This is a genomic window from Anabaena sp. UHCC 0451 (assembly GCF_034931405.1).
In the GTDB taxonomy this organism is placed as follows: Bacteria; Cyanobacteriota; Cyanobacteriia; order Cyanobacteriales; family Nostocaceae; genus RDYJ01.
On record NZ_JAYGHA010000015.1, the window covers coordinates 1 to 22,073 of the forward strand.

Here is a 22,073-nt window from a genome sequence, read left to right on the forward strand (position 1 = left end):
CCCTTTTCTTAGTTGTTTCATTCTACTAATTGCTTCTTGAATTGATTTTTTAGTAGTAATTTTTCCCCAAGCGTTATGTTTAATTGTGGTAGTTTCTTTATTATCTAATGGTTGGACAACTACCAATACTTCTACAGATTTATCTTTAAAATTTGTATGGGTTTGGATTTTTAATATACCATCTGTGCCGATATGTGCCAGCAATTTCATTGTTTCCATTTTTAACCACCATTTTTAGGTACAGGTTGCCAATTTCCCTATTTATTCATATTTATATTACTACTTAAATTAAAACCTCAACTTCTTGGGCGATACTTGTAGGTTGGGGAATTGGTAAACCTGACTCTATTAAACCTTCTATATGAAATTCTATGGCTTCAACAATCATTTGTTGAACTTCTGCTAATGTTTCAGCCACAGCTATACAACCGGGTAAGTCGGGAACATAAGCACCATAACTGGTATTTCCTTTTTCAATTACTACTGTATAACGCATTATTCTTATTCCAATTGTGTTTATCTCCAAATACTTTTTATTGTACCAATGGGTACATCAATATTAGGTTTACCGGAAACTGTAACAGTACCAATTTTATCAGGATGTTTAAACTGTCGGTGACTTCCTCTGGTTCTTGCTAAATACCAACCATCAGCTTCTAGTCGCTGAATCACAACTTTTACTTTCATATTAACATCTATCTGTAGAGGTGAAATTTATGTTATAAATTTTCTCATCTTTTATAATCTCTATTTTACTCCTCATCATCATGCAAATTAGAAATATAAGCCGGAAGTTTCCCAAAACTGATTCTTTCTACATATTTAATGGTACGATGTTCCTCTAATGATGTTTGAATTAAGGTATTTATTAACAACCGAAATTTATTAACATCTGCTTGAGATGGTGATTTTAATTGTGCAGCTAATAAACTGGAAATTTGCAAAATAAATTGCATATTAGGTAAGTTAGTTTCCGTTTGTTCAATAATTTCATATTTTTTATTAAGACAATATTCATTACCTACATGAGAATAATCAGCGAGTGTTTTTAATAGTTCTGGTTTCCAATTAATAATTACTTGTTTAATTCCTGGGATTCTATTTAATAAAACAGCGATGATTTTCGGTAAATTAGGAATGAAATCACCGATATTTCTAAATCTATAGATAGGAGTATCAAGAATTAATTCTATTGTGCTAACTGGTGGTGCGCCAAATGTATAGGTTTCTAAAGTATAAGGTGCAATAGGTTTTAATTCGGTTTCACTAATTCGTTTAGTAATTAATGTAGCCGCAGCACCGCCTAAACTATGTCCAGTGACGAAAATATTTTTGTTGGCGTTTTCTTCTATTTGGATAAAGTCTTGTAATTGTTGCCAGAAACTTTTAACATAAAGATTAAAACCGGAGTGAATTGCTTCTGAATTGGGGAATGCTAGTAAGTTAAAGAAGTAATCATCTAATCTTTCTGTACCTCTAATAGCAATGACAATATCATTTTCTGTGGATAGGAGTAAACCACAACAAACTAATTCATCGGTATCGCTTAAAGGACGTGGTGCTGAGATAAATTCTATGGTTTGATATGGTGGAAAAAATGATGGAGAACCTGTTTTTAGGATATCGCTAACTATATCATTTCCTTGTTTATAGGCGACGTAAGCGAGTTGAGAAATACAAGCCATTTCTAGGGTGCGTTGTCTGTCGGTTGATGTTTTCATGTTGGTTAAAGAGGTAAAATTTTGATTTTATTTGTGCAAAATAGATATAGTAGCCAGATATATTGTATAATAAATTATGTAGCTCGCTGATAAAATATGCAAGATACCCTAACCATTATTATTACTCCAGAACTGAAAGCAGCACTTTTAGAAATTACTCAAACTGAAGGTATATCTGCTGATAGTTTAGTTGGTAAAGCTATTGAGGACTACATCTTTACACACAAATTCCGCGCATTGCGTTCTTACTTAATGCAAAAGAATGAAACAGTTTACACAGATGAGGAAATTTTTGAGATAATTTCATGAAGCTAGTTATAGATACTAATAATTAATAAAATTTGTAACACCATGTTTTGAAAATATGAATAAACAATATAGAATATATTTAGATGTTTGTTGTATTAATCGTCCTTTTGATGACCAAACTCAATGGCGAATTAGGTTAGAAACTGAAGCAATTTTAGAAATTATCAATCATTGTCTATCTGGAAAATGGCAATTAGTCAGTAGTACAGCTTTAGAATTAGAAATTGCCAGAACTCCAGATATAAACAGGAGAGAACAAGTACAAAAAGTCTTAACAATAGCTCATGATAAGATTTTAGTTACAGAAGAAATTACTCGAAGAGCGATAGAATTAACAACATTTAATATTAAAAAATTTGATGCTTTTCATCTGGCTTGTGCTGAAAATAACGCTGATATTTTCTTAACTACTGATAGCCGTCTATTGTCAAAATCATTAAGCTATAAGGATAATATAAATATAATAGTTGCTAATCCAATGATCTGGTTAGCAGAAGCTACTAATAATATTGTACAAGGAGGAGAAAATGACCCCAATTGAACTATACAGAAAAGGATTTAAAGCTCTTGTAGATGCTTTAGGATATGTTGATGCTATCAGGTTTATTCGTCAATTTGATAATGGTAGTGGAGACTATACAGAAGAACGTCATCAATGGTTAGATAATGTAACAATGGATGAAATACTAGCAGATATTAAGAAACATCAAGAAACTATCTAGGGGGGGAAAGATAAATAGGTTTTAATTTTTGATTCTTTAACCCAGGAGATTGTTTTATGGAAAGAATAAATTACTCGCAAATTATTCAAGATATTTTAAGCAATCATTCCAGAAATGATATAGCTAACGGTACAGAAATTCAATTGCTTTTTGATACCCAACGTCATCATTATCAAGTATTAAATATTGGTTGGAAACAACAAATCAGAACCTATGGTGTGATTATTCATGTTGATATTAAAGATGATAAAATCTGGATACAAAGAGATGGTACAGAAGTTGGTATTGCTAATGAATTAATAGCTGTTGGTGTCCCTAAAGAAGATATTGTTTTAGGATTTCATGCTCCTTATAAGCGGCAATTTACAGGTTTTGCAGTGGGATAATAAATAATTAGTGTACCAATGGGTACGTCAAGATTGGGTTTACCGGAAATTGTAACTGTATCAGGCTTATATTGACGTATTACCTTGAAAATAGTAATATTTATCATGTAAATAGTAATACACACTTGTAAGCAGTAAATTTTATGTCAGCAGAATTTCCTACCCCAGACAGCTTATGGATTATTACTGAAGAAGTGGCAGAAACCTCAACGACGACTATTAGCGGTGCTAGAAGTAGTGGTGATACAGGTGGATTATTGGGAAGTAAGACTACTGAGGAACAAATAATAGTCACTAAAGAAAAGGACAAAGTAGTAATTACGAGACGTAAAGTTGAAGTCACAAAACTCAAGCAGGAAATGAGAGGATTTATACAAGCGATGCGAGAATGCTTAGATGAAGCCGATACTGATGATTCAAAAATTCGCTTAGATGAAGTGGAAGTTTCTGTAGAAGTCAATGGAGAAGGACAACTGAGTTTATTCGGAACAGGAGGAAAAGTAGGTGGTAAAGGTAGTCTGACTTTTAAATTCAAGCGACAATCGTAGATTAAAATGGGTAAGAATTGGGCAATTAGTATCGGTATTAATCAATACGACAACCTGCAACCCCTAAACTTTGCTAAACGGGATGCAGAAGCAATGGCCGCTTGGTTTCGGGAAGAAGCGAAATTTGATCAGGTGTTTTTATTTACAGAAGACTCTCCACCCATTCCCACTAATCCACCCATTCCCACTCAACCAACTTACGGACGGTTGCGGCGGTTTTTGCAAGCACAGTTTGAACAACCTCTATTAAAACCAGAGGATAATTTGTGGTTCTTTTTTGCTGGACATGGTATGCGTCATGCAGACAAAGACTATTTAATGCTTGCAGATAGTGATCCTGGTGATATTGAACATACAGCTATTTCCGTTGAATACATCACTGAAAGATTGCGTCGTAGTCGTGCTGATAATGTAGTTTTGTTATTAGATGCTTGTCGAGAAGAAAGCAGTCGTAGTGGTTTAGGAATAGGTGAAGAAAAGCATCAAGGAGTGATTACTTTTTATTCCTGTGCTGCTAACCAAAAATCTTGGAAAATTGCCGAATTACAACATGGATCATTTACCCATACACTATTAACAGGTTTAAGATTACATGGTGAAGCTAATTGTGCCACTGTAGAACGATTAGATAGATATTTAAATTCTTATGTTCCTCAATTAAATTCTAGCTATCAAAAGCCAATTCAAAATCCTTATCTCAAGGCAGAACCGCCATATAAAATGTATTACATTTTGTTAGACCAATCTGCCACCCTCAAAGATGTTGAAACTTTAAGGTATAGGGCATCTATAGCTGAAAATCAGGGAAATTTTGATTTAGCAAAGCAGTTATGGATTAGAGTTTTAGGGGTATCCTCTGTTGATCAAGATGCCTTAGAAGCTATTGAAAGAATTGCGATTAAAAAGCATAATTCAACAAGCCAGGAAATAATTTCACAGCTTATTACCAAACCTGAAAATTCTACATTATCTAGAGGCGATTCTGCTGTAAAAACTTCATCTACATCTACACCTGAATTATTAACATTTAAGTTTGAAACTGTAACAGTTGATGAGACAGGAAACATAGTCAAACGCAACCCTAACAACCAAGCTAAATTCTTTAAAGAAGATTTGGGTAATGGTATCACCTTAGAAATGGTAGAAATTCCTGCTGGTTCTTTTAAAATGGGTTCACCACCAGAGGAAAAGGAACGAAGCGAATCTGAAAGCCCTCAAAGGATAGTAAATGTTCCTGCCTTTTTTATGGGTAAATTTGCTGTAACTCAAGAACAGTACCAACAAATCATGGGTAAAAATCCCTCTAATGTTAAAGGAAATAAACGCCCTGTAGAAACTGTTTCTTGGAATGATGCAGCAGAGTTTTGCAAAAAGCTGAGTCAAAAAACTGGCCGTACCTACAGATTACCCAGTGAGGCAAAATGGGAATATGCCTGTCGTGCAGGTACAACTACACCCTTTTACTTTGGCGAAGCCATTACTACTGATTTAGTTAATTATGACGGCAACAACACTTATGCTGATGCTCCCAAGGGTAAAAATCGCCAACAAACAACCGATGTAGGAATTTTTCCGCCTAATGCTTTTGGTTTGTATGATATGCACGGTAATGTTTGGGAATGGTGTGCAGATACATGGCATGAAAATTATCAATGTGCGCCAACAGATGGTAGTGATTGGATTGGACAAAGCGATACTATAATACTGCGGGGCGGTTCTTGCTACTACATTCCTGATGTCTGCCGTTCCGCGTCTCGCTACCTCAGTTCCTTCCCCAATAACCGTGACTTCGCTATTGGTTTTCGTGTTGTTTGCGCGGTCGAGAGGACTTAGTATCCTTTTATACTTTTACTCTTTTCCCCTTTACCCTTTTTTCTTTTTTCTCTCTTGAAGCGTAGCGGAGCGATCTAAATTTTTTTTGAAACAGCTATTAGCTTGACTTTAATCAATGTGAATCCCACGATGAACTTGATTTTCTCTTTCCTGAACTTAGCCGCATTTATAATCATGATTTAGTGATCATCGAATCATGGCAAAATCATGTAGATTGGGTAAAATCTCTACCTCCAGCAGAATTAAAACTTTTAAATAGTGCAGATTTTCATAATTCAGAAACTACCCAAACTATAACTAATTCAGAAATACCACCAGAACAAATCAGCTACGAAAATATAGCTGAAAAATCTCATTTTTATTCCTTACGTGATCAATTATTATTTATGTTTGCGCCAGAATTACGCCGGGAGTATGAAATTTATGTGAGTCAACAAGCTGCAAATTCTGGATATAGAACATTAGTTACTTCTAATTTACAACAAGCATCAGATTTAACCGTTGCAAATCTTTATTACTACTTTAATATTAGAGAGGAATCACAGAAAGAAGAGTCGATATAACAGGATATGGAAAATAAAGATCGCTGTTATAATACATAACTAGGATAGCAGTCACCTATAATAAAAATTAGGTTATAATTGTTGATCTAACTGATTAATTAACCAGCAAAGAAAATGGAAAATGCTGATTTATTTCATAAATATTCAAGATGATTAATCATTTCTTCAACTTCAAGCACCTGCCAAATTAACATTAAACCCTGTAAAATTTCCCCAATTGATTTACTCTTTTGCTGACAATAAACTATACCATAATGAGAAATATCTTGATTATGAATCCTGAAGAAATCAGTATCTTGAGTAAAAATTACCCGTTTTTGAGATCCAGCAAAATTCAATTGTTCTTCATCTGATTTACCAATTAAATTTTGTTCTGGACTTGTTGTTACATCTATTCCTCTTCTTCTTAATCCATCAGCGATCGCTTGACTTACATTTTCATCTAAATGAAATTTAGCTCTATTTTTCATCTTTATTTTTTAACTTTTGTTGCACAAGAGAAACGGTTTTCTTCTTCATTTCCACCGCAAAATTTTCATCATCCTCTATTTGGGTTCTAATTTCATCTCTGTGATCATAATAATATGCTAAAGCTGCATAAATATCTGATAAATTAATACTGGGATAATGAAGCAATATCTCATCAGGAGACATTCCCATTTGTTCGTGCCATACTACTATATTCTGCACTGTAATTCTATGTCCAGCAATACGAGGTTTACCACCACATACCCCTGGAGTAATTTCAATATGCTCTTTAATTACAGCAATAGTTGTCATTTTAGTTTTCCTTAAATAACGTCATTAATTAATTATAACCTCTATCTAATTATTTTTTCCTATTCATTTTAATATTTATTATCAAAATGATCAAGATAGAGTAAAATCAAGTTATACCCTCAGTCAGAGAAAAGGTATAACTCAATGGCTAGTATCAAAACAGCAATTTCTATTGAAGAATCACTGTATGATCAAGTTAATGCTTTAGCAAAGGAAATGAAAATTCCTCGCAGTCAATTATTTGCTATAGCAATGGCAGAATTTTTACGTCGCAAAAAAGATCATCAATTATTGCAAAGTATTAATGATGCTTATGCAGATGATTTAGATGAATCTGAAAAAATAATGTTAGAAAAAATGCGACAACATCAAGGAAAATTACAGCAAAAAGAATGGTAAAGCAAGGTGATATTTACTGGATTGATTTAGGAGAACCAATAGGTTCTGAACCTGCTTATCTTCGTCCTTATATAGTAATCCAAAATGATTTACTCAACGGTTCTCAAATTAGAACTGTAATAGTTTGTGCCTTAACTTCTAACTTGCGACGAGCAAAAGCAATGGGGAATGTTTTATTAGAGTTAGGAGAAGCTAATCTTGATAGAGAAAGTGTAGTCAATGTCTCGCAAATTTTTACAGTAGATAAAGCTGTATTAATTGAGAAAATTGGTACATTATCTAAAGCAAGAATTAGACAAATTTTAGCAGGTTTATTAATGGTAACAGAACCACAGGAAATAGATTTAGATGATATTTAAATTTAAATTCATTACCCCTCACCAATAACATCAATTACAGCTTTTAATAAGGTACTATCATGAAAACTGCTTTTAGTTAAATAGTAATTTGCCCCTGCTTCTAACCCTTGAATGCGGTCTTCTTCCCGGTCTTTATAAGAAACAATAATCACAGGTAAATTTTTCAATTTAGCATTACCTCTAATTTGAGTTGTGAGTTCAAAACCATTCATCCGGGGCATATCAATATCTGTCACCACTAAATCATAATCACCACTGCGAACTGCATTCCATCCATCAATGCCATTAACAGCTACATCTACTTTATAACCATTATTTTCTAACAATTTGCGCTCCATTTCTCGCACAGTAATAGAATCATCCACCACCAAAATCCGTTTATAGGTTTTGTTAACTGTTTGACTAGAAGACTGATTAACTTGACTAAGTTGCCCACTAGAAAGAATTTTAGTAATTGAACGGACAATATCTTCAACATCAACAATTAACACTGGAGAACCATCATCCATCAAAGCAGCGGCGCTGATATTAGGAACTTTGCCCAGTCGGGGATCTAAAGGACGGACTACTAAACTACATTCACCAAGAAAGCGATCGACAACTAAGCCATAATGCTGGAGGTTATTATTACTAGTCATGCGTGTTCCCCCATCGCTAATGACGACAACAGGTAGAAATTCTTGATTGATATTTTGTGATGATAATTCTAGAACTTGATGAGCAGATATCAAACCTACTGGTTGATCATTGAGCATGAAAAACGGCTGATTTTCTGAGACAATTATTTCGGTTCTAGGCAGCATTACCACCCGATCAATCCGCGCTAGTCCAAAAGCATAGGGTTCGTGAGCTATTTCTACTAATAAGGTACGTAAAACTGACAAAGTTAGGGGCAATTGTAAGTATAATGTCAACCCTTGACCCGGTTGAGAAATTGCCCGCATAGTGCCACCAACTTCTCGGACAGTGCTATGTACCACATCCAAACCTACACCTCTACCGGAAATTTCCGTTACGGTTTTGGCTGTAGAAAAACCTGGTAAAAATAGGAATTCCATTAACTCAGTTTCGGTGAGTTGGTTGGCAATTTCGGGATTAATATGATTTTTTTTGATGACTTCTTGACGTAAAATTTCCATATCAATTCCCCGTCCGTCATCGGAGACAGTAATTAATAACATTCCGGCTCGATGAAGGACTTCAATCTGAATATTTCCCTCTTCTGGTTTGCCAACTGCAAGACGTTCTTGGGGTGTTTCAATGCCATGATCTATAGCATTTCGCAAGATATGAAATAATGGCGTTTCTAGACGTTCTAGGATGTCCCGATCTACAAGGGTTGATTTACCAATTATTTCTAGATTTACCTTTTTACCTAATTCTCTAGCTAAGTCTCGCACCATGCGGGGAAAACTTTGTCCTCTGTCAGCAAAGGGAGTGGCATGGGTAGCGATAACTTGACGATAGAGGCGATCGCCCAAGTTGGAAAAACGCTGACAAAATAGTTCCAGTTCGTTATGGCGATCGCCCAATAACTGGCGACATTCACCGGCTGTTTGCCGCGCTGCGTTCATTTCTTCTTCTATTTGACTATTCCCATAACCTTGATCCTCTATTTCAGCATTACCCCATAATTCTTGTAATCGATCCAAGCGGCTGGATAAACTGACTTGATTTGCTTTTAGCTTCAGTAAAGAATCAGCAAATTTTTCTAACCATTTGGCTTCTACTAAAGATTCCCCTGCTAAACCCATTAAACGATTGAGGTTGTCTGCACTGACGCGCACTACTCGGTTTTGTACGATGTCTGGGGATTGGGGATTGGGGATTGGGGACTGGGGACTGGGGATTGGGGATTGGGGATTGGGGATTGGGGATTGGGAACTAAGAACTGTATAAGCAGCTAAGGGCATTAATTCTTCTTTCTCCCCTACTCCCCCTACTCCCTCTACTCCTCCTACTCCCTCTACTCCTCCTACTCCCTCTACTCCCCCTACTCCCCCTACTTCCTTCTGACTTCCTGGGGATGAGATGATATGAGCGATCGCATTTACTAAAGCTTGTATACTACTATCATCAAACTGAGGTTCGGGGTTGCCAATACAAATTTCAGCCATTTGTAATAGCATATCTACTGCTTGTAGCAAAACATCCACATCAGCGGGAGTGAAAGTAATTACTCCTGACTGAGCAGCTACAAAGCAGTCTTCCATTTTATGAGCTAAGGCGACAGCGGAATCAATCTGCACAATTCGCGCTGCGCCCTTAATTGAATGGGCTGCCCGCATTAAAGCCGCTAATTCTTCTGTGAGGTGAGGCTTGGTTTCTAATGCTAACAGGCAATCATTTAAAACTGTACCTTGGGTTTTTATTTCCATGCTGAATAAGTCCAGCAATGAAAGATGGCTAAAGTCTGACTCTCCTGTCATGGCAGCACCTTTCTCTGTAAGGACATGAATAATAATTCCTCATCAATGTAGCTCAAACTGCGTGATTCCCAGTGAAAAAAGCCTTTAGTGTAGGTGTTAATTGCTGATGTCGCGCTATTGGGAGTATCTCTTAATTCATGCTCATGAAATCGGTATAAACCATAGAATTCATCTACAGGAAATACCCAAGTAAATCCTTCCTTTTGAATTACTATCATACGTGCATAGACTATGGGACTTAAGGCTTCAGGTAGGGTTTGGGTAGTTTCTAGATGTAATAAATTGCTCAAAGAAATACATAATTGCAATTCCCCGCGAATATTTACCAATCCTTTTAAAATTTCGTTGCTGCGATGGGGGATAGCATGAATCAAACTAGGTGATATCGTTTCTTTTAAAACTTGTGCTGACAGTGCTAACCATTCTCTCTGTAAACGAAAAATACCTACTTGAAGTTTTTTTGTTTTTGTTAAAATATCAGACTCAGGTTGTAAATATTTTTGTCTATTTCCTGTTGCTAATTTCGTTCCAGCAAAAAACTGAGTCCATTCCTGCTGATATTTATCTGGGATGGATCTTTCTAATAAATTACGCCCAGCAGATGTATAAACGGGGCAGTTGCGACAGTGGATAAAATGTGATAATTCGGGACAATTATGATCGCCTACAATACCAATTACATTCCAGCAATTTTCAACAATATTTGATTCTCCAGTTATAGAATTCATGATTAATTTTCTCCCATGAATTGCTGACTATGATTTATATAAGGCTCTACAGAATCATTAACTTTAAATTTATTCATCTCTTGCCGCAAACCTTGAGCAACTTGATTAAGTTTAGTAATCGCTTGATTAATTTCCCGTAAAGAAGCTGCAGTTTGCACAGAATTACTACTCAATTGTGACATAGTGACTTGATTTGTTGATGCTACTTGTTCGGTAATGCTGGTTTCTAGTTGTTTTCCTGATGCTGCTATTTGGGTGGCTGATGAGGTTACTTGTATGCCTGATTGTTGTACTTGTCGAATGAGATTACTTAATTTTTTGGTCATGTTCTGAAAAGCTTTAAGTAGTTGCCCTACTTCATCTTGATTACTAGACACATCTTCTACAACAGATTGTGTTAAATCACCCAAAGAAATCTTTTCTGCTGCTTGTACAGTTTTAGCAATTCTAGTTTCTAAAAATTTAGTAATCAAAAAATTAGCAACTACCACAACTGATAAAGATAATATAGAAACAGTCACTGCTATAAAAGTCAATAAATCTATAGATTTTTTTGTTGAAGCGATACTGTTTTGTAAAGCTTCTTTTTCAACTTTTTCAAATTCATCACTTATTATTTCAAATTCTTCAGCAATATCTCTAGCATTATTAAAAAATTGAATTATTAAATCTCTATTTTTACCATCAGATGCTAATTTGACTGTTTCCTCTTTTAAAAGAGTATACTCATTATAAAATTTCCGCATTTTTTCCAATCTTTCTTTCTGATCTTTAGAGTTTATCACATTCTCTGTCTGCTCTAATCCTTGTTTAAAAGTTTGCTCACTTTTAGCATATAATTCGAGAGCATCTTTATATAATTGTGGGTTTACTACATATCTTCGCATTCGCCGATCCATACCTAGTAAACTGCTTGTCATTAAATTCTCACCATTAATTGCTGTTTGAGCAATATTAACTTGTTTAAGTGTTTCCCTGGTTTTATTAGAATTAGCATAAACCATGATGCTAAAAATAATCATTAAAATGGTTGGGATGGAAAAACCTAGTAATGTTAAATTTTTTATTTTCCAATTAGTAAACATTTAATTTTTCCTCAAATCTTGGTATTTATTTATTTAACTAAGATTAACAGCATTGTCACCAATTTATCATTAACTAATGATCTCCCAGAAATTTGTTACTATTGGTAACATAAGGATTTACAGAATCATTAACCTTAAATTTATTCATCTCTTGCCGCAAACCTTGAGCAACTTGATTAAGTTTAGTAATCGCTTGATTAATTTCCCGTAAAGAAGCCGCAGTTTGCACAGAATTACTACTCAATTGTGACATAGCATCACTTATTTGAATTGCTCCTTGAGACTGTGCTTCCATACCTTGACTCACAGCTTCATATCTTGGGGTTAAATCCTGTACTTGTTCAATAATTTGCCCAATTTGGTTACTAATATTGGCAACATCTTCCACACTTTTTCCTACTTCAGCGGCAAATTTATCCATTTCCATTACTCCTGTAGAAACGGATGATTGCATTTGTTTGACCATTTGTTCAATATCTATGGTTGCTACTGCTGTTTGATCTGCTAATCTTCTAATTTCTCTGGCTACTACTGCAAAACCTAAACCGTATTCTCCGGCTTTCTCAGCTTCTATTGCTGCATTTAATGATAGTAAATTTGTTTGATCGGCTACTTTGGTAATTGTCACAACTATATTATTAATGTTGTTGGCTTTTTCACTAATTACTCCTAATCTTCCTGCTATAGAATTAGTTGCTTCTACTAATTGCCTCATGGTTGTTTCCATCTGTAATAAGTCTTTTTGACTATCACTTGCGGCTATTGTTGTTGTTTGTGACATTGCTGCCACTTCTTCTACTGTTTTGACTAATTCTCTGGAGGTGGCTGATATTTCTTTAGCTGCTACTGTGACTTGATTTGTTGATGCTACTTGTTCGGTAATGCTGGTTTCTAGTTGTTTTCCTGATGCTGCTATTTGGGTGGCTGATGAGGTTACTTGTATGCCTGATTGTTGTACTTGTCGAATGAGATTGTTGAGATTTTCTGTCATATTTTTTAAAGTACCCATGAGTTTACCAATGATATCAGTAGAAGTAATTTCTACTTGAACTGTTAAATCACCAGCAGAAACTTTTTCAGCTAAAGAAAAAGCTTTTTGTAGAGAAAGATTCAAAGCCCTGCCAGGGATTAAAATCGTCGCAGTAGCAACTATAAATACTGTAGTAACAATACATAGAAGACTTACTAATGTAACTAAGCTGGCAAAGTTTTGAATCTCCATAATTTGCTTTTTTTGTATTTCTAATTTTGTATTTTCCATTTTTAACATTTGATCAAGTTCTACTCTAATTATATCCATTAGTTTCTTTCCTTGATCTGAAAGAATCAATGCTAATAACTCTTGTTCCTTACCTGTTTTTTTCAAATAAATTGTCTTTTCCAATTCTTGGATTTTCTGATTAGATAATAGTCTAACTTCTTGAATCTTTTTTTTACCTTCACTTTTATTTTCTACTGAATTTTCGATTTTTAATAATTGCTCATTAAGCTGACTTTTAGCATTGTTAAAAGGTTCTAGATATTCTTCTTCTTTGGTAATTACAAACCCTCTTTGTCCTGTTTCTGCATCTAATAATATTTTTTCTAACCCTTTTAAATCAGCTTTTAATTCATAGGTTTTACTAATTCTTTGAGTTGATTCATTAATTTGTTTATTTGTTGATTGAGTAATAAAGCTACTAACGCAGGTTAATAGGACTATGATGCTGCATCCACCTATCACAAATTTATTAAGTTTTAAACTATGCTGCATATATTTTGACTCCTAATATTACTAATGTGCTTGGGAATAAAGATACTTAGGGTTTAGGGTGTGTAAAGCCCTGCGGGCATGGCTGCATTAAAGCAATAGCGTAACGTACCAAACCGTTGATCCTGGTGCGTTACGAACTCCGTTCTCACACACGCTACAATACCTAATTTTGTATGGTTACGCCACGCCAGCTATCAAAAATCAAATAGTAATCCTATATTTAAATTGTTTTATCACTTATGTGAATGTTGCACAAGATATTGTAAATACCTGTAACGGCAATACTTCCCAAATTAGGAGGTTGATCAAAATAATTGCAAATAAATAATAAAAAACTTTAGATTACTTTACAATCTAATAATCGGTAACATTGTTGTTATTGATTAAGCTTAATTTTGAAGTCGCTGGATGCGTTGCCAAAGCAAATTAGCATTAACTACGTCTCCTTGGTTTTCCTTCAGTAAAGCTAAGTGAGTTAAAGCTTCTCGGTGAGTAGGTTGCAGATAAATTGCTTTCTGAAAGGATTGTACAGAATCTTGATTATTTCCCATTGCTTGCTGTAGTTGACCAAGGAGTACATAACCTTCGACACTAATTTTGTTTTGTTTAATATAGTCGTTACATAGTTGAATGGCTGCTGGGAAATGTCCCTGATCCGCTAATAATTTGGCAGTTTCTAGTAAATTTATTGTGTTATCTTGGGTTGGCTTATTGATTTTTGAATTAACAGAATTTTGTCGTGATTTTCTATCTATTATCGGTAATTTTGAGTGAGTTAAACGATAGTTTTTGTGATTATTTTTGTTTTCTTGAGGTTTGAGTAAAGTGTGAGAAATAGTAGATTTTCGATAGGCAAACGCTAAAGAATGGCGTATGGATACAAAGCGAGAGTTTAGCAATAAACCTGCTTCGGCATGACCGATAAATAACAAACACGCTGGATTTAATAATCTTTCTAAAATTTTAATTGTGCGTTCTTTAGTTGTAATATCAAAATAAATTAACAGGTTACGGCAAAACACAATATCATAATTTTGCATCCCCAGCAAAAAATTAGGTTCTGCTAGATTACCGTGTCTAAAATGCACCTGAGATTTAATTTGTTCATGCAAATGAAATCCTGTTTCATGGCGTTGAAAATAGCGTTCCTGAAAAGCCAGAGAATTACCACGAAATGAGTATTGATTGTAGATTGCTTTTTGAGCAGTTAGCAGACATTTTTTGCTAATATCAACTGCATCAATGTGAAAATCATCTGGGTTTAAACCTGCTTCCAAGAGCGCAATTGCTATAGAATATGGTTCTTCACCCGTAGAACAAGGAACACTCAAAATCCGCAGTACATGATTTTTGTGATTTGGTACCCATTCAGAAATGACATATTGCTGTAAATATTTAAAAGATTCTCGTTCTCGGAAAAACCAGGTTTCAGGAATAATTATATTTTCAATTAGTGCATCAAATTCTTGTGGAGATTCTTGGATTTTTTCTAAATAAATATTAATATTCGTAATTCCGCATTCTAACATTCTTTGTTCTATGGTTCTAGCGATCGCATCAGAACCAATTGAGTTAGGATCTAACCCAATTTTTTTTCTCAGTAAAGCTTCTCCCTCCGAATAAATCATTTTAAAAACAACGCACCAATTTATTATTTGTATTCACAATACAGTATCAGTTCAATGACTATGAACTTCTGCTAATAGATAAGCGTGTTGCACCTCTGACAATAAATATTCTACATTAAGGCACTGGATTAGTTCTTGCTCTTCTACTATCATTTTACCCAAGTAAGGTGGTTTATCTATCTGAATATCCACATCAACTAAATCAATATCCGATTTTTGCAAAGTTTCTATAACTCTTTGCGCCATCAAACCCATAATATGGGGTGCAGACTTCTCTGTAGCATCCCGATCCCAATGATTTATTAAAATAATGCGTGTACTTAAATGTTCTTGGGAACTTTGATTACTCATCAACTGGCAAAGATCAATTACGGGAATAATCCTGCCTCGGTAGTTAAAAACACCAGCAAAATATTCAGGTGTATGGGAAAGCTTTGTTAAGTTAACAAGGGGTATAACCTCTACAATTTCCTGACTAGCTATAGCGTAGCGTTGATTATTAATTTGGAAAAGTAGCATTAACATCAAATTACCTCACCCACATTGTCAATATTGTTATACTAAACACGGTTGAGACATGGACTTTTACAAAATTACGAAAAACCCAGATTTGTAGGGGTTTAGCACTGCTAAACCCCTACCCACAGAATCAAATGATTAAGCCGTGTTGAGTATATGCAGTTTTAAGTCTATATGTTTATTGGTTTAACTTACCTTTGGGGGTTAAAGTCCCCTGCTTCTACAAGCAGCGGGTTTTGCGTCGGGGTAACATCCACGTGGCAAAACGTAATTCTACATTCTTCATTCTTTTAATCCCATAGACTTAATTTATTTTTCCTATTGACTTTAACCTGTAATTTACAAACAATAATAATAAAATCCCCGACTTCTCGCAGGAGTCGGAGATATGAGTTCTAATTGTTCTGTAAATACTCAATCGCCGCATCTAATTTTGATGGGTAAGCTTCCGCAAACCTTTCAAACCAAAGTCCTTCAGGTGACAAGGAATCTAATTTAGATAACCATGTTTGAGCTTGTTTTTTCAAAGTTTCCCGTTGTTGGGCTTTGAGTTTTAATTGAAGATTTTTTTCTTGTTCTAATTCTTGTTGTTTTTTCAATTCTTCAGCATGATCTCGCTCTAAAAAATCAGATTGAACTTCTGTTAACAAGTTATCTATTAAAGCATCGGATTTAGATGCAGAAGCAATAAAGGTGTTAGCCGTTTTTATGATTGGCTGATGTTGCTGCTGCGCTTGGGTTTTTGCTCCTGTGTACTCATCCTGAAGTTGAGCCAATAACTTATCAATGCTATCCATTATTGTCAGTCCTAATTATGGATATAACTAGTCATTAATCGCATTCAATAGCACTTCAGATAAACTCAAATCTTCCATATCATCCATTGTAATTGTATCACAAATATCAAACTTAGCACCAGCACTTTGTAGTTCATCATCCAAGACTTTGAGAAAGCGACTAGCTTGGGCATCTTGACCAACTTGAATAAAGGAAATAGCTAATTCTTCATCTCTATCAAGTTGTCGAGATGTTTCTATAATAACTTTCATCACTGCTTTACGATCATCTGGTTCACCGTCAGTTATAACTAAAATTGTTTCCCCATTTGCTTTAGTTTGATTACTGGACTTGCGCTGAAAATAATCATCAGTGGCGTGTTTTAATACACCTGCTAAATCAGTTGTACCTGATGGATCATTTTCTTGAAAAATTTGTACTACTTTGCTAGATGTGACATTTTCATAACGTTTAAATCTACCGGAAAATAAATAAACAGTTATGCCGTCTGGATCAAATTGTTCACATTTACTAGCTAAAGCTAAGGTAGATTCTTGGGCTGCAAACCATCTAGTTCTGCCACCTTTTTGATCTGGGGTAGCCATACTACCACTTTTGTCGATAATTAGAGTGTAATCACGATTTTCTAACATTGATGAATTCTCCATTTTTGACTCTCAATCTCTACATTAGATTAGCAAAATTTTAGTCAGTTAGTGCATTTATTAAAACATCAGTGAGACTCATTTCTTCTAAATCGTCTAAGGTTATGGTGTCACAAATATCAAACTTAGCACCTATACTTTGCAATTCATTATCCACGGCGTTCAGAAATTTTGTGGCTTGAGAATCTGCACCTACTTGAATAATTGAAATTCCCAATTCTTTCTCATGTTCCATTTTGAGAGTAGCATTGATGATAATCTCACACACCGCTTGTCGATTATTTGTTATACCATCAGTGATCACTAAAATTATTTCCCCATTCGGCTTAGTTTTACCAGCGGCTTTGCGGGTAAAGTAATTATTAATTGCATCTTGAAGTACACCTACTAAATTTGTTGTATCAGCAGGTATATTTTCTGAGAAAATCTGGGATACTTTAGCTGAAGTTACATGATCAAAACGTTGAAACTTTCGGGAAAACAGATAAACAGTTATACCATCACTATCCAGTTGTTCACATTTACAAGCTAAGGCAAAGGTAGATTCTTGTAAAGCTAACCATTTGGTTTTACCACTTTCCCCAAATGGTTTTTCCATACTGGCGCTGTTGTCGATAATGAGTGTGTAATCCCGATTATCTAACATTTATAATTCTCCAATGATGATTTATGCAAATTGAGATTTTTGATGTTTGCTAAGAATTTAGTAGTGAGGATCAGTTGAATTTATTTTCTGCTGGATGGCTATTCACTAATTAGTCAGCTATGGCATTCATCAATACATCCGCAAGACTCATATCTTCTAAATCATCTAAAGTGATAGTGTCGCAAATATCAAATTTAGCGCCGACACCTTGCAATTGATCATCTAAAGCTTTGAGAAACTTTGTGGCTTGAGCATCTGAACCCACTTGAATCATAGAGATTCCTAATTCTTCATCTCGTTCCATTTGCCGAGTAGCGTTAATGATGACTTCAAATACGGCTTTGCGATCATCTGGTTCACCATCAGTCACAACTAAAATTGTTTCTCCATTGGGTTTAGTTTGGCCTGAAGCTTTACGCTGAAAATAATTATTGAGGGCATCTTGTAGTACACCTGCTAAGTTGGTGGTACCAGCAGGATCGTTTTCTTGAAATATTTGAGCAACTTTGGCAGAGGTGACATTTTCGTAACGTTTAAAGCGCCCAGAAAAGACATAAACTGTGATGCCATCGGGGTCGAACTGTTCTGCTTTTCTAGCTAAAGCGAGGGTAGACTCTTGGGCTATCTCCCATCTACTTCTACCACCTGCTTGGTCAGGAGTAGACATACTGCCGCTTTTATCAATAATTAGTGTATAGTCGCGATCGCTCATCATAAGTCCCTCTCATGTTTTTCTGTTCCTATTTTAACTCTTAGGACATCAAACTATATCTAGATACAGAGGTATTGTAATAATCATTTAAACTATTTAAATTCAGAAACAACTGTTTTATGGGGTAAAATCGTTAAATCACTGAATATTTAAGCTGTTGATTATTGCCAACTCTAGTTCACCAGCATTAATCTGAATCTACGCTCAGATGACAGCATAGAGATGTCCTAGCTTGAATATAAAAAATGTCGGGCTTTCAGGGTGACTCAATCATATCGAGTTACTGAATCAAATCAGGAGAACAATTATGACTGTTACCAATGTCACAGAAGCCACATTCAAACAAGAAGTATTGGAAAGTGAGACTCCAGTCCTTGTAGATTTTTGGGCCACTTGGTGTGGGCCTTGTCGAATGCTGTCTCCCGTTGTCGAAGAAGTCGCTGCTGAATATGAAGGACAGGTAAAAGTGGTAAAACTAAACACAGATCAAAACCCCACAGTTGCCAGTCATTACGGGATTCGTAGCATTCCCACTATTATGATATTTAAGGGGGGGCGGCAAGTTGATACAGTGGTAGGTGCAGTGCCAAAAACTACTTTAGCTAAAATTTTAGCACAGTATATTTCTGTATAGTTGTGCCGATCCAAAAATGCTGATAATAATCCCGACTTTTTCAACAAGTCGGGTTGATAAATTTATCTAATTCCTGTTTTAAGGGTATGGTAATCATAAATTCTGTTCCCAGTTCAGGATAAGAAACAAATTTTAAACTGCCACCATGTTTTTCGGTAATAATTTGATAACTAATTGATAAGCCTAAACCAGTACCTTTGCCTACAGGTTTAGTAGTAAAAAATGGTTCAAATAGATGCTTTTGGATATGTTCAGGAATACCCAAAGCATTATCTTTAATGGCAATAATTACTTGTTGATTGCTGGTAAGTTTAGTCTGAATTTGAATTTGTGGCTGCTCAATGTTTTTAGCGTTAGCAATTGATTCTTCTAAAGCATCAATACCATTAGCGAGGATATTCATAAATACCTGATTGAGTTGTCCAGCGTAACATTCTACAGGTGGTATATTGTCGTATTCTTTGATTACTTCAATGGCTGGACGATCAGATGTAGCTTTTAGACGATTCTGTAAAATCATGAGTGTGTTATCAATTCCCTCATGGATATTAACAGCTTTCATATCTGATTCATCTAACCGAGAAAAGTTTCGCAGGGATAAGACTATTTCTTTAATACGTTTAGAACCAACTTGCATAGAATTTAATAACTTAGGTAAGTCTTCTATCACAAAATTTAGGTCAATAGATTCTATTTCATTTTGAATTTCTAAATTCGGTTGAGGGTAGTGTTGCTGGTAAAGTTGTATAAGTTTTATTAGGTCTTGAATATATTGATTTGCTGGGTGGATATTGCCATAAATAAAGTTGACTGGGTTGTTGATTTCATGAGCTATTCCTGCTACCAATTGTCCCAAACTTGACATTTTTTCAATCTGCACTAATTGAGTAGCTAATTCCTGTGCCTCTTGTCTTAATTGTGCTTCAGACTGCCTTAATATTTCTTCGGCTTGTTTGCGTTGGGTGATGTCATGAAGAATAACAACATATTCTTGAAAATTTTGCTGGGTGCGGTCAGAAATGGAAACTTCGAGAGTGATGGTTTTGGTATATTGGATTAAGGTGTGTTCACTGCGCTTATCCCATGTTTCAGGATATGAATTTAAATTGGGCAACAAATTATTTAAGTGTTGTCCTAATAATACTGATGGTTTGATTGCTAATACAGATTCGGTAGCTGGGTTTACTTGTTGAATAATGCCGTCTGCATCTAATACTAAAATACCGTCTTGAGCTACCATAAATAGGTGTTCAGCTTCTTCTCTTGCTTCTTCTAGGGCAATTACTTGGGGTAAACTTGTCCAGCAAGCGATCGCTACTCCCACAAATGCAATTATGATCAATAAGATCACAACTAAATTTTTAGCCGTTGTGATGAAATTTACATTTAATAACCAAACAAATAAGCAACCTACTAAAAAAGCGCCACACAGTAAAAATATCAATATTCCTACTTGTATTGCGAGAGAGTCTTTGAGTAAGTTTCGCCGTTGTGATTGATACAACTTTATCCACCAATGAGAACGGAAAATAGGAATGGGAACATAACGCACTAAGACATCAATTAATAATACAACAAAAGGCGCAAATAATCCTGCTAGAAAATCTTGCCAACCCCAAGCATAAGCAGTTACTAATAAAATTATAGTTTCGATAATAAAAAAACCTAAAGATAGTTTGGGAAATAATATATCTAACTGATTTCTTTTTTTCCACATTCCTAAGTGCATGAGCATGAATGCTAGAAACCAGGCTACATTTCCAACTATGACAATGCGGTCTATATCTCCCCAGATAAAATAGATCATGCAGATCAATAAACTTAACACTAGGGATGAACCAAATACTCCACGAGATGAAACTAGAGAAAATACAGGTGCTAAATGTTTATCTATAGCCAATTGGTAGATAATACGGGGACAGTTAGCAACTGTAGTAGCTGAACCTAATAAACAACAACTAGCTAATAAAAAAGTAATGGTTGCCGGGGCAAAATCTCCCCAAAATGGTACAGATGCTGCCACAAAATTTAGATAGGCGTTATCTTCTAAATTCGGAAGTGTGGATAAACGCATGATCACCCAAGAACCACCAATAAAAATGGGAATCATTAACCAAGCAGCAATGTCTAAAAACTTTAAAGTTTGTTGGGGATGACGACTATCAGCAACAAATGAAGAAACAGTTTCACAACTGTAAGCTGTATAACTAATGAAAAAGAACCATTTAGCCCAATCTATAAAACTTAATGATTTCCAATGTTCAGGAAAAAAATTAGGGCTATGAGGAACAAAAGCTAAAAAACCTAATCCTTGGAAACAAAATAATAATAGTAAAACTAAAGCTGGTAATGAAAATAATAGATGTAAAATACTTAAAGCTCGATTACCGCTGAAGGCAACAACAAAGGGTAATAAGGTAAAGCTAATTTTGAGAATTACTTCTGGACAAACAATATCTAATCCATCTAAATTGGCTTTAATGATATCTGTCAAAATCACAGAATTAAGTGGTATAACTGATAGCCAGGATATCAGATATCCAATTGCGGCATAGCGGGCAATAATGGGATAGCGTGGCCACAAACGAGTAATGTAGTTAGGAGTTCCTCCCGATACATCTAATAAATTTCTACCTAGATGCTTAACTTGATAGTTGACTAGCATTCCCACAATGACAGCGGGTATCCACACAAAAATAGCTGCTGTTCCCAGGTCTGCATGAACCGTTGCTGCTAATGTTGGCCAACTGAGATGGTTGGTAACACCAAAAGTCCAGGTTTCCAAGGTACTCATACTTCTTGGTAGGCTTTGGAATGCAAATTGATGGGAAACTGGACTATGGGAACGTAACATAGAATCTATTCTGTCTTAGGCTG

The 22,073-nt window shown here is 35.2% G+C and carries 27 protein-coding genes; 10 read left to right on the forward strand and 17 right to left on the reverse strand.

The features are described 5' to 3' along the window. The 4 genes from VB694_RS11985 to VB694_RS12000 all read right to left on the reverse strand — a co-directional run. A partial coding sequence (locus VB694_RS11985) for a hypothetical protein (protein ID WP_323360547.1) occupies positions 1 to 219 on the reverse strand: 219 nt, incomplete at its 3' end. 64 nt (positions 220 to 283) lie between these two features. Continuing rightward, the gene (locus VB694_RS11990; protein WP_323360548.1) at positions 284 to 496 is read right to left on the reverse strand and encodes a type II toxin-antitoxin system HicB family antitoxin; all 213 of its coding nucleotides are present in this window, start codon (positions 494 to 496) and stop codon (positions 284 to 286) included. 20 nt (positions 497 to 516) lie between these two features. Then, positions 517 to 687, reverse strand: a complete 171-nt coding sequence (locus VB694_RS11995) for a type II toxin-antitoxin system HicA family toxin (protein WP_323360549.1) — start codon at positions 685 to 687, stop codon at positions 517 to 519. Positions 688 to 752: 65 nt separating this feature from the next. After that, complete coding sequence (locus VB694_RS12000) at positions 753 to 1,721, reverse strand: lipase family protein (RefSeq protein WP_323360550.1); 969 nt, start codon at positions 1,719 to 1,721, stop codon at positions 753 to 755. Positions 1,722 to 1,817: 96 nt separating this feature from the next. Between VB694_RS12000 and VB694_RS12005 the strand changes: the two genes are divergently transcribed. The 7 genes from VB694_RS12005 to VB694_RS12035 all read left to right on the forward strand — a co-directional run bounded on the left by VB694_RS12005 (position 1,818) and on the right by VB694_RS12035 (position 6,082). Next, positions 1,818 to 2,030: a hypothetical protein gene (locus tag VB694_RS12005; RefSeq protein ID WP_323360551.1), complete on the forward strand. Its 213-nt coding sequence runs from the start codon at positions 1,818 to 1,820 to the stop codon at positions 2,028 to 2,030. A 55-nt stretch (positions 2,031 to 2,085) separates the two neighbouring features. Then, complete coding sequence (locus VB694_RS12010) at positions 2,086 to 2,571, forward strand: PIN domain-containing protein (protein ID WP_323360552.1); 486 nt, start codon at positions 2,086 to 2,088, stop codon at positions 2,569 to 2,571. Next, positions 2,558 to 2,752, forward strand: a complete 195-nt coding sequence (locus tag VB694_RS12015; protein WP_168642454.1) for a hypothetical protein — start codon at positions 2,558 to 2,560, stop codon at positions 2,750 to 2,752. The genes VB694_RS12010 and VB694_RS12015 overlap by 14 nt, the downstream gene beginning before the upstream one ends. A 56-nt stretch (positions 2,753 to 2,808) precedes the next feature. Then, positions 2,809 to 3,138 carry a XisI protein gene (locus VB694_RS12020; RefSeq protein ID WP_323360553.1) on the forward strand — a complete coding sequence of 110 codons (330 nt, stop codon included), beginning with the start codon at positions 2,809 to 2,811 and terminating at the stop codon, positions 3,136 to 3,138. 143 nt (positions 3,139 to 3,281) lie between these two features. After that, complete coding sequence (locus VB694_RS12025) at positions 3,282 to 3,686, forward strand: hypothetical protein (RefSeq protein ID WP_323360554.1); 405 nt, start codon at positions 3,282 to 3,284, stop codon at positions 3,684 to 3,686. A 6-nt stretch (positions 3,687 to 3,692) separates the two neighbouring features. Beyond that, a complete protein-coding gene (locus VB694_RS12030) occupies positions 3,693 to 5,519 on the forward strand; it encodes an SUMF1/EgtB/PvdO family nonheme iron enzyme (RefSeq protein WP_323360555.1) in 1,827 nt (608 codons plus the stop codon). Between the two features lie 182 nt (positions 5,520 to 5,701). Further along, a complete protein-coding gene (locus VB694_RS12035) occupies positions 5,702 to 6,082 on the forward strand; it encodes a hypothetical protein (RefSeq protein ID WP_323360556.1) in 381 nt (126 codons plus the stop codon). A gap of 134 nt (positions 6,083 to 6,216) precedes the next feature. Here VB694_RS12035 and VB694_RS12040 read toward each other — a convergent pair whose 3' ends face one another. Both VB694_RS12040 and VB694_RS12045 read right to left on the reverse strand, forming a co-directional pair. Beyond that, positions 6,217 to 6,552 carry a DUF5615 family PIN-like protein gene (locus VB694_RS12040; RefSeq protein ID WP_323360557.1) on the reverse strand — a complete coding sequence of 112 codons (336 nt, stop codon included), beginning with the start codon at positions 6,550 to 6,552 and terminating at the stop codon, positions 6,217 to 6,219. Then, a complete protein-coding gene (locus VB694_RS12045; protein ID WP_323360558.1) occupies positions 6,542 to 6,862 on the reverse strand; it encodes a DUF433 domain-containing protein in 321 nt (106 codons plus the stop codon). The genes VB694_RS12040 and VB694_RS12045 overlap by 11 nt, the downstream gene beginning before the upstream one ends. 144 nt (positions 6,863 to 7,006) lie before the next feature. On the opposite strand from VB694_RS12045, the gene VB694_RS12050 reads away from it, so the two are divergent. Then, positions 7,007 to 7,261, forward strand: a complete 255-nt coding sequence (locus tag VB694_RS12050; protein ID WP_323360559.1) for a hypothetical protein — start codon at positions 7,007 to 7,009, stop codon at positions 7,259 to 7,261. Beyond that, on the forward strand, positions 7,255 to 7,620 hold the full coding sequence (locus VB694_RS12055; RefSeq protein ID WP_323360560.1) for a type II toxin-antitoxin system PemK/MazF family toxin: 366 nt from the start codon (positions 7,255 to 7,257) through the stop codon (positions 7,618 to 7,620). Before VB694_RS12050 ends, VB694_RS12055 begins: the two co-directional genes overlap by 7 nt. Positions 7,621 to 7,631: 11 nt before the next feature. Here VB694_RS12055 and VB694_RS12060 read toward each other — a convergent pair whose 3' ends face one another. The 10 genes from VB694_RS12060 to VB694_RS12105 form a co-directional block, all read right to left on the reverse strand. After that, the gene (locus VB694_RS12060) at positions 7,632 to 9,998 is read right to left on the reverse strand and encodes a hybrid sensor histidine kinase/response regulator (protein ID WP_323360561.1); all 2,367 of its coding nucleotides are present in this window, start codon (positions 9,996 to 9,998) and stop codon (positions 7,632 to 7,634) included. 47 nt (positions 9,999 to 10,045) lie between these two features. Beyond that, positions 10,046 to 10,777 (reverse strand): chemotaxis protein CheW, encoded by a 732-nt coding sequence (locus VB694_RS12065; RefSeq protein WP_323360562.1) that lies wholly within the window; start codon positions 10,775 to 10,777, stop codon positions 10,046 to 10,048. Positions 10,778 to 10,779: 2 nt separating this feature from the next. Continuing rightward, on the reverse strand, positions 10,780 to 11,862 hold the full coding sequence (locus VB694_RS12070) for a HAMP domain-containing protein (RefSeq protein WP_323360563.1): 1,083 nt from the start codon (positions 11,860 to 11,862) through the stop codon (positions 10,780 to 10,782). A gap of 73 nt (positions 11,863 to 11,935) precedes the next feature. Next, positions 11,936 to 13,615, reverse strand: coding sequence for a methyl-accepting chemotaxis protein (locus VB694_RS12075; protein ID WP_323360564.1), 1,680 nt, complete (start codon positions 13,613 to 13,615; stop codon positions 11,936 to 11,938). Positions 13,616 to 14,004: 389 nt separating this feature from the next. Further along, positions 14,005 to 15,243: a CheR family methyltransferase gene (locus VB694_RS12080; RefSeq protein WP_323360565.1), complete on the reverse strand. Its 1,239-nt coding sequence runs from the start codon at positions 15,241 to 15,243 to the stop codon at positions 14,005 to 14,007. Between the two features lie 51 nt (positions 15,244 to 15,294). Further along, positions 15,295 to 15,768, reverse strand: coding sequence for a chemotaxis protein CheW (locus VB694_RS12085; RefSeq protein WP_323360566.1), 474 nt, complete (start codon positions 15,766 to 15,768; stop codon positions 15,295 to 15,297). Positions 15,769 to 16,157: 389 nt separating this feature from the next. After that, the gene (locus VB694_RS12090; RefSeq protein ID WP_323360567.1) at positions 16,158 to 16,559 is read right to left on the reverse strand and encodes a salt stress protein, Slr1339 family; all 402 of its coding nucleotides are present in this window, start codon (positions 16,557 to 16,559) and stop codon (positions 16,158 to 16,160) included. 27 nt (positions 16,560 to 16,586) lie between these two features. Further along, positions 16,587 to 17,192: a VWA domain-containing protein gene (locus VB694_RS12095; RefSeq protein WP_323360568.1), complete on the reverse strand. Its 606-nt coding sequence runs from the start codon at positions 17,190 to 17,192 to the stop codon at positions 16,587 to 16,589. 52 nt (positions 17,193 to 17,244) lie between these two features. Beyond that, the gene (locus VB694_RS12100; protein ID WP_323360569.1) at positions 17,245 to 17,850 is read right to left on the reverse strand and encodes a VWA domain-containing protein; all 606 of its coding nucleotides are present in this window, start codon (positions 17,848 to 17,850) and stop codon (positions 17,245 to 17,247) included. Positions 17,851 to 17,959: 109 nt separating this feature from the next. Beyond that, positions 17,960 to 18,565, reverse strand: a complete 606-nt coding sequence (locus VB694_RS12105) for a VWA domain-containing protein (RefSeq protein WP_323360570.1) — start codon at positions 18,563 to 18,565, stop codon at positions 17,960 to 17,962. Between the two features lie 301 nt (positions 18,566 to 18,866). Between VB694_RS12105 and trxA the strand changes: the two genes are divergently transcribed. Then, positions 18,867 to 19,196 (forward strand): thioredoxin, encoded by a 330-nt coding sequence (gene trxA / locus VB694_RS12110; protein WP_323360672.1) that lies wholly within the window; start codon positions 18,867 to 18,869, stop codon positions 19,194 to 19,196. Positions 19,197 to 19,236: 40 nt separating this feature from the next. Here the strand turns inward: trxA and VB694_RS12115 are convergent, their stop codons facing one another. After that, positions 19,237 to 22,050: an ATP-binding protein gene (locus VB694_RS12115; RefSeq protein ID WP_323360571.1), complete on the reverse strand. Its 2,814-nt coding sequence runs from the start codon at positions 22,048 to 22,050 to the stop codon at positions 19,237 to 19,239. Positions 22,051 to 22,073 lie beyond the last annotated feature (23 nt).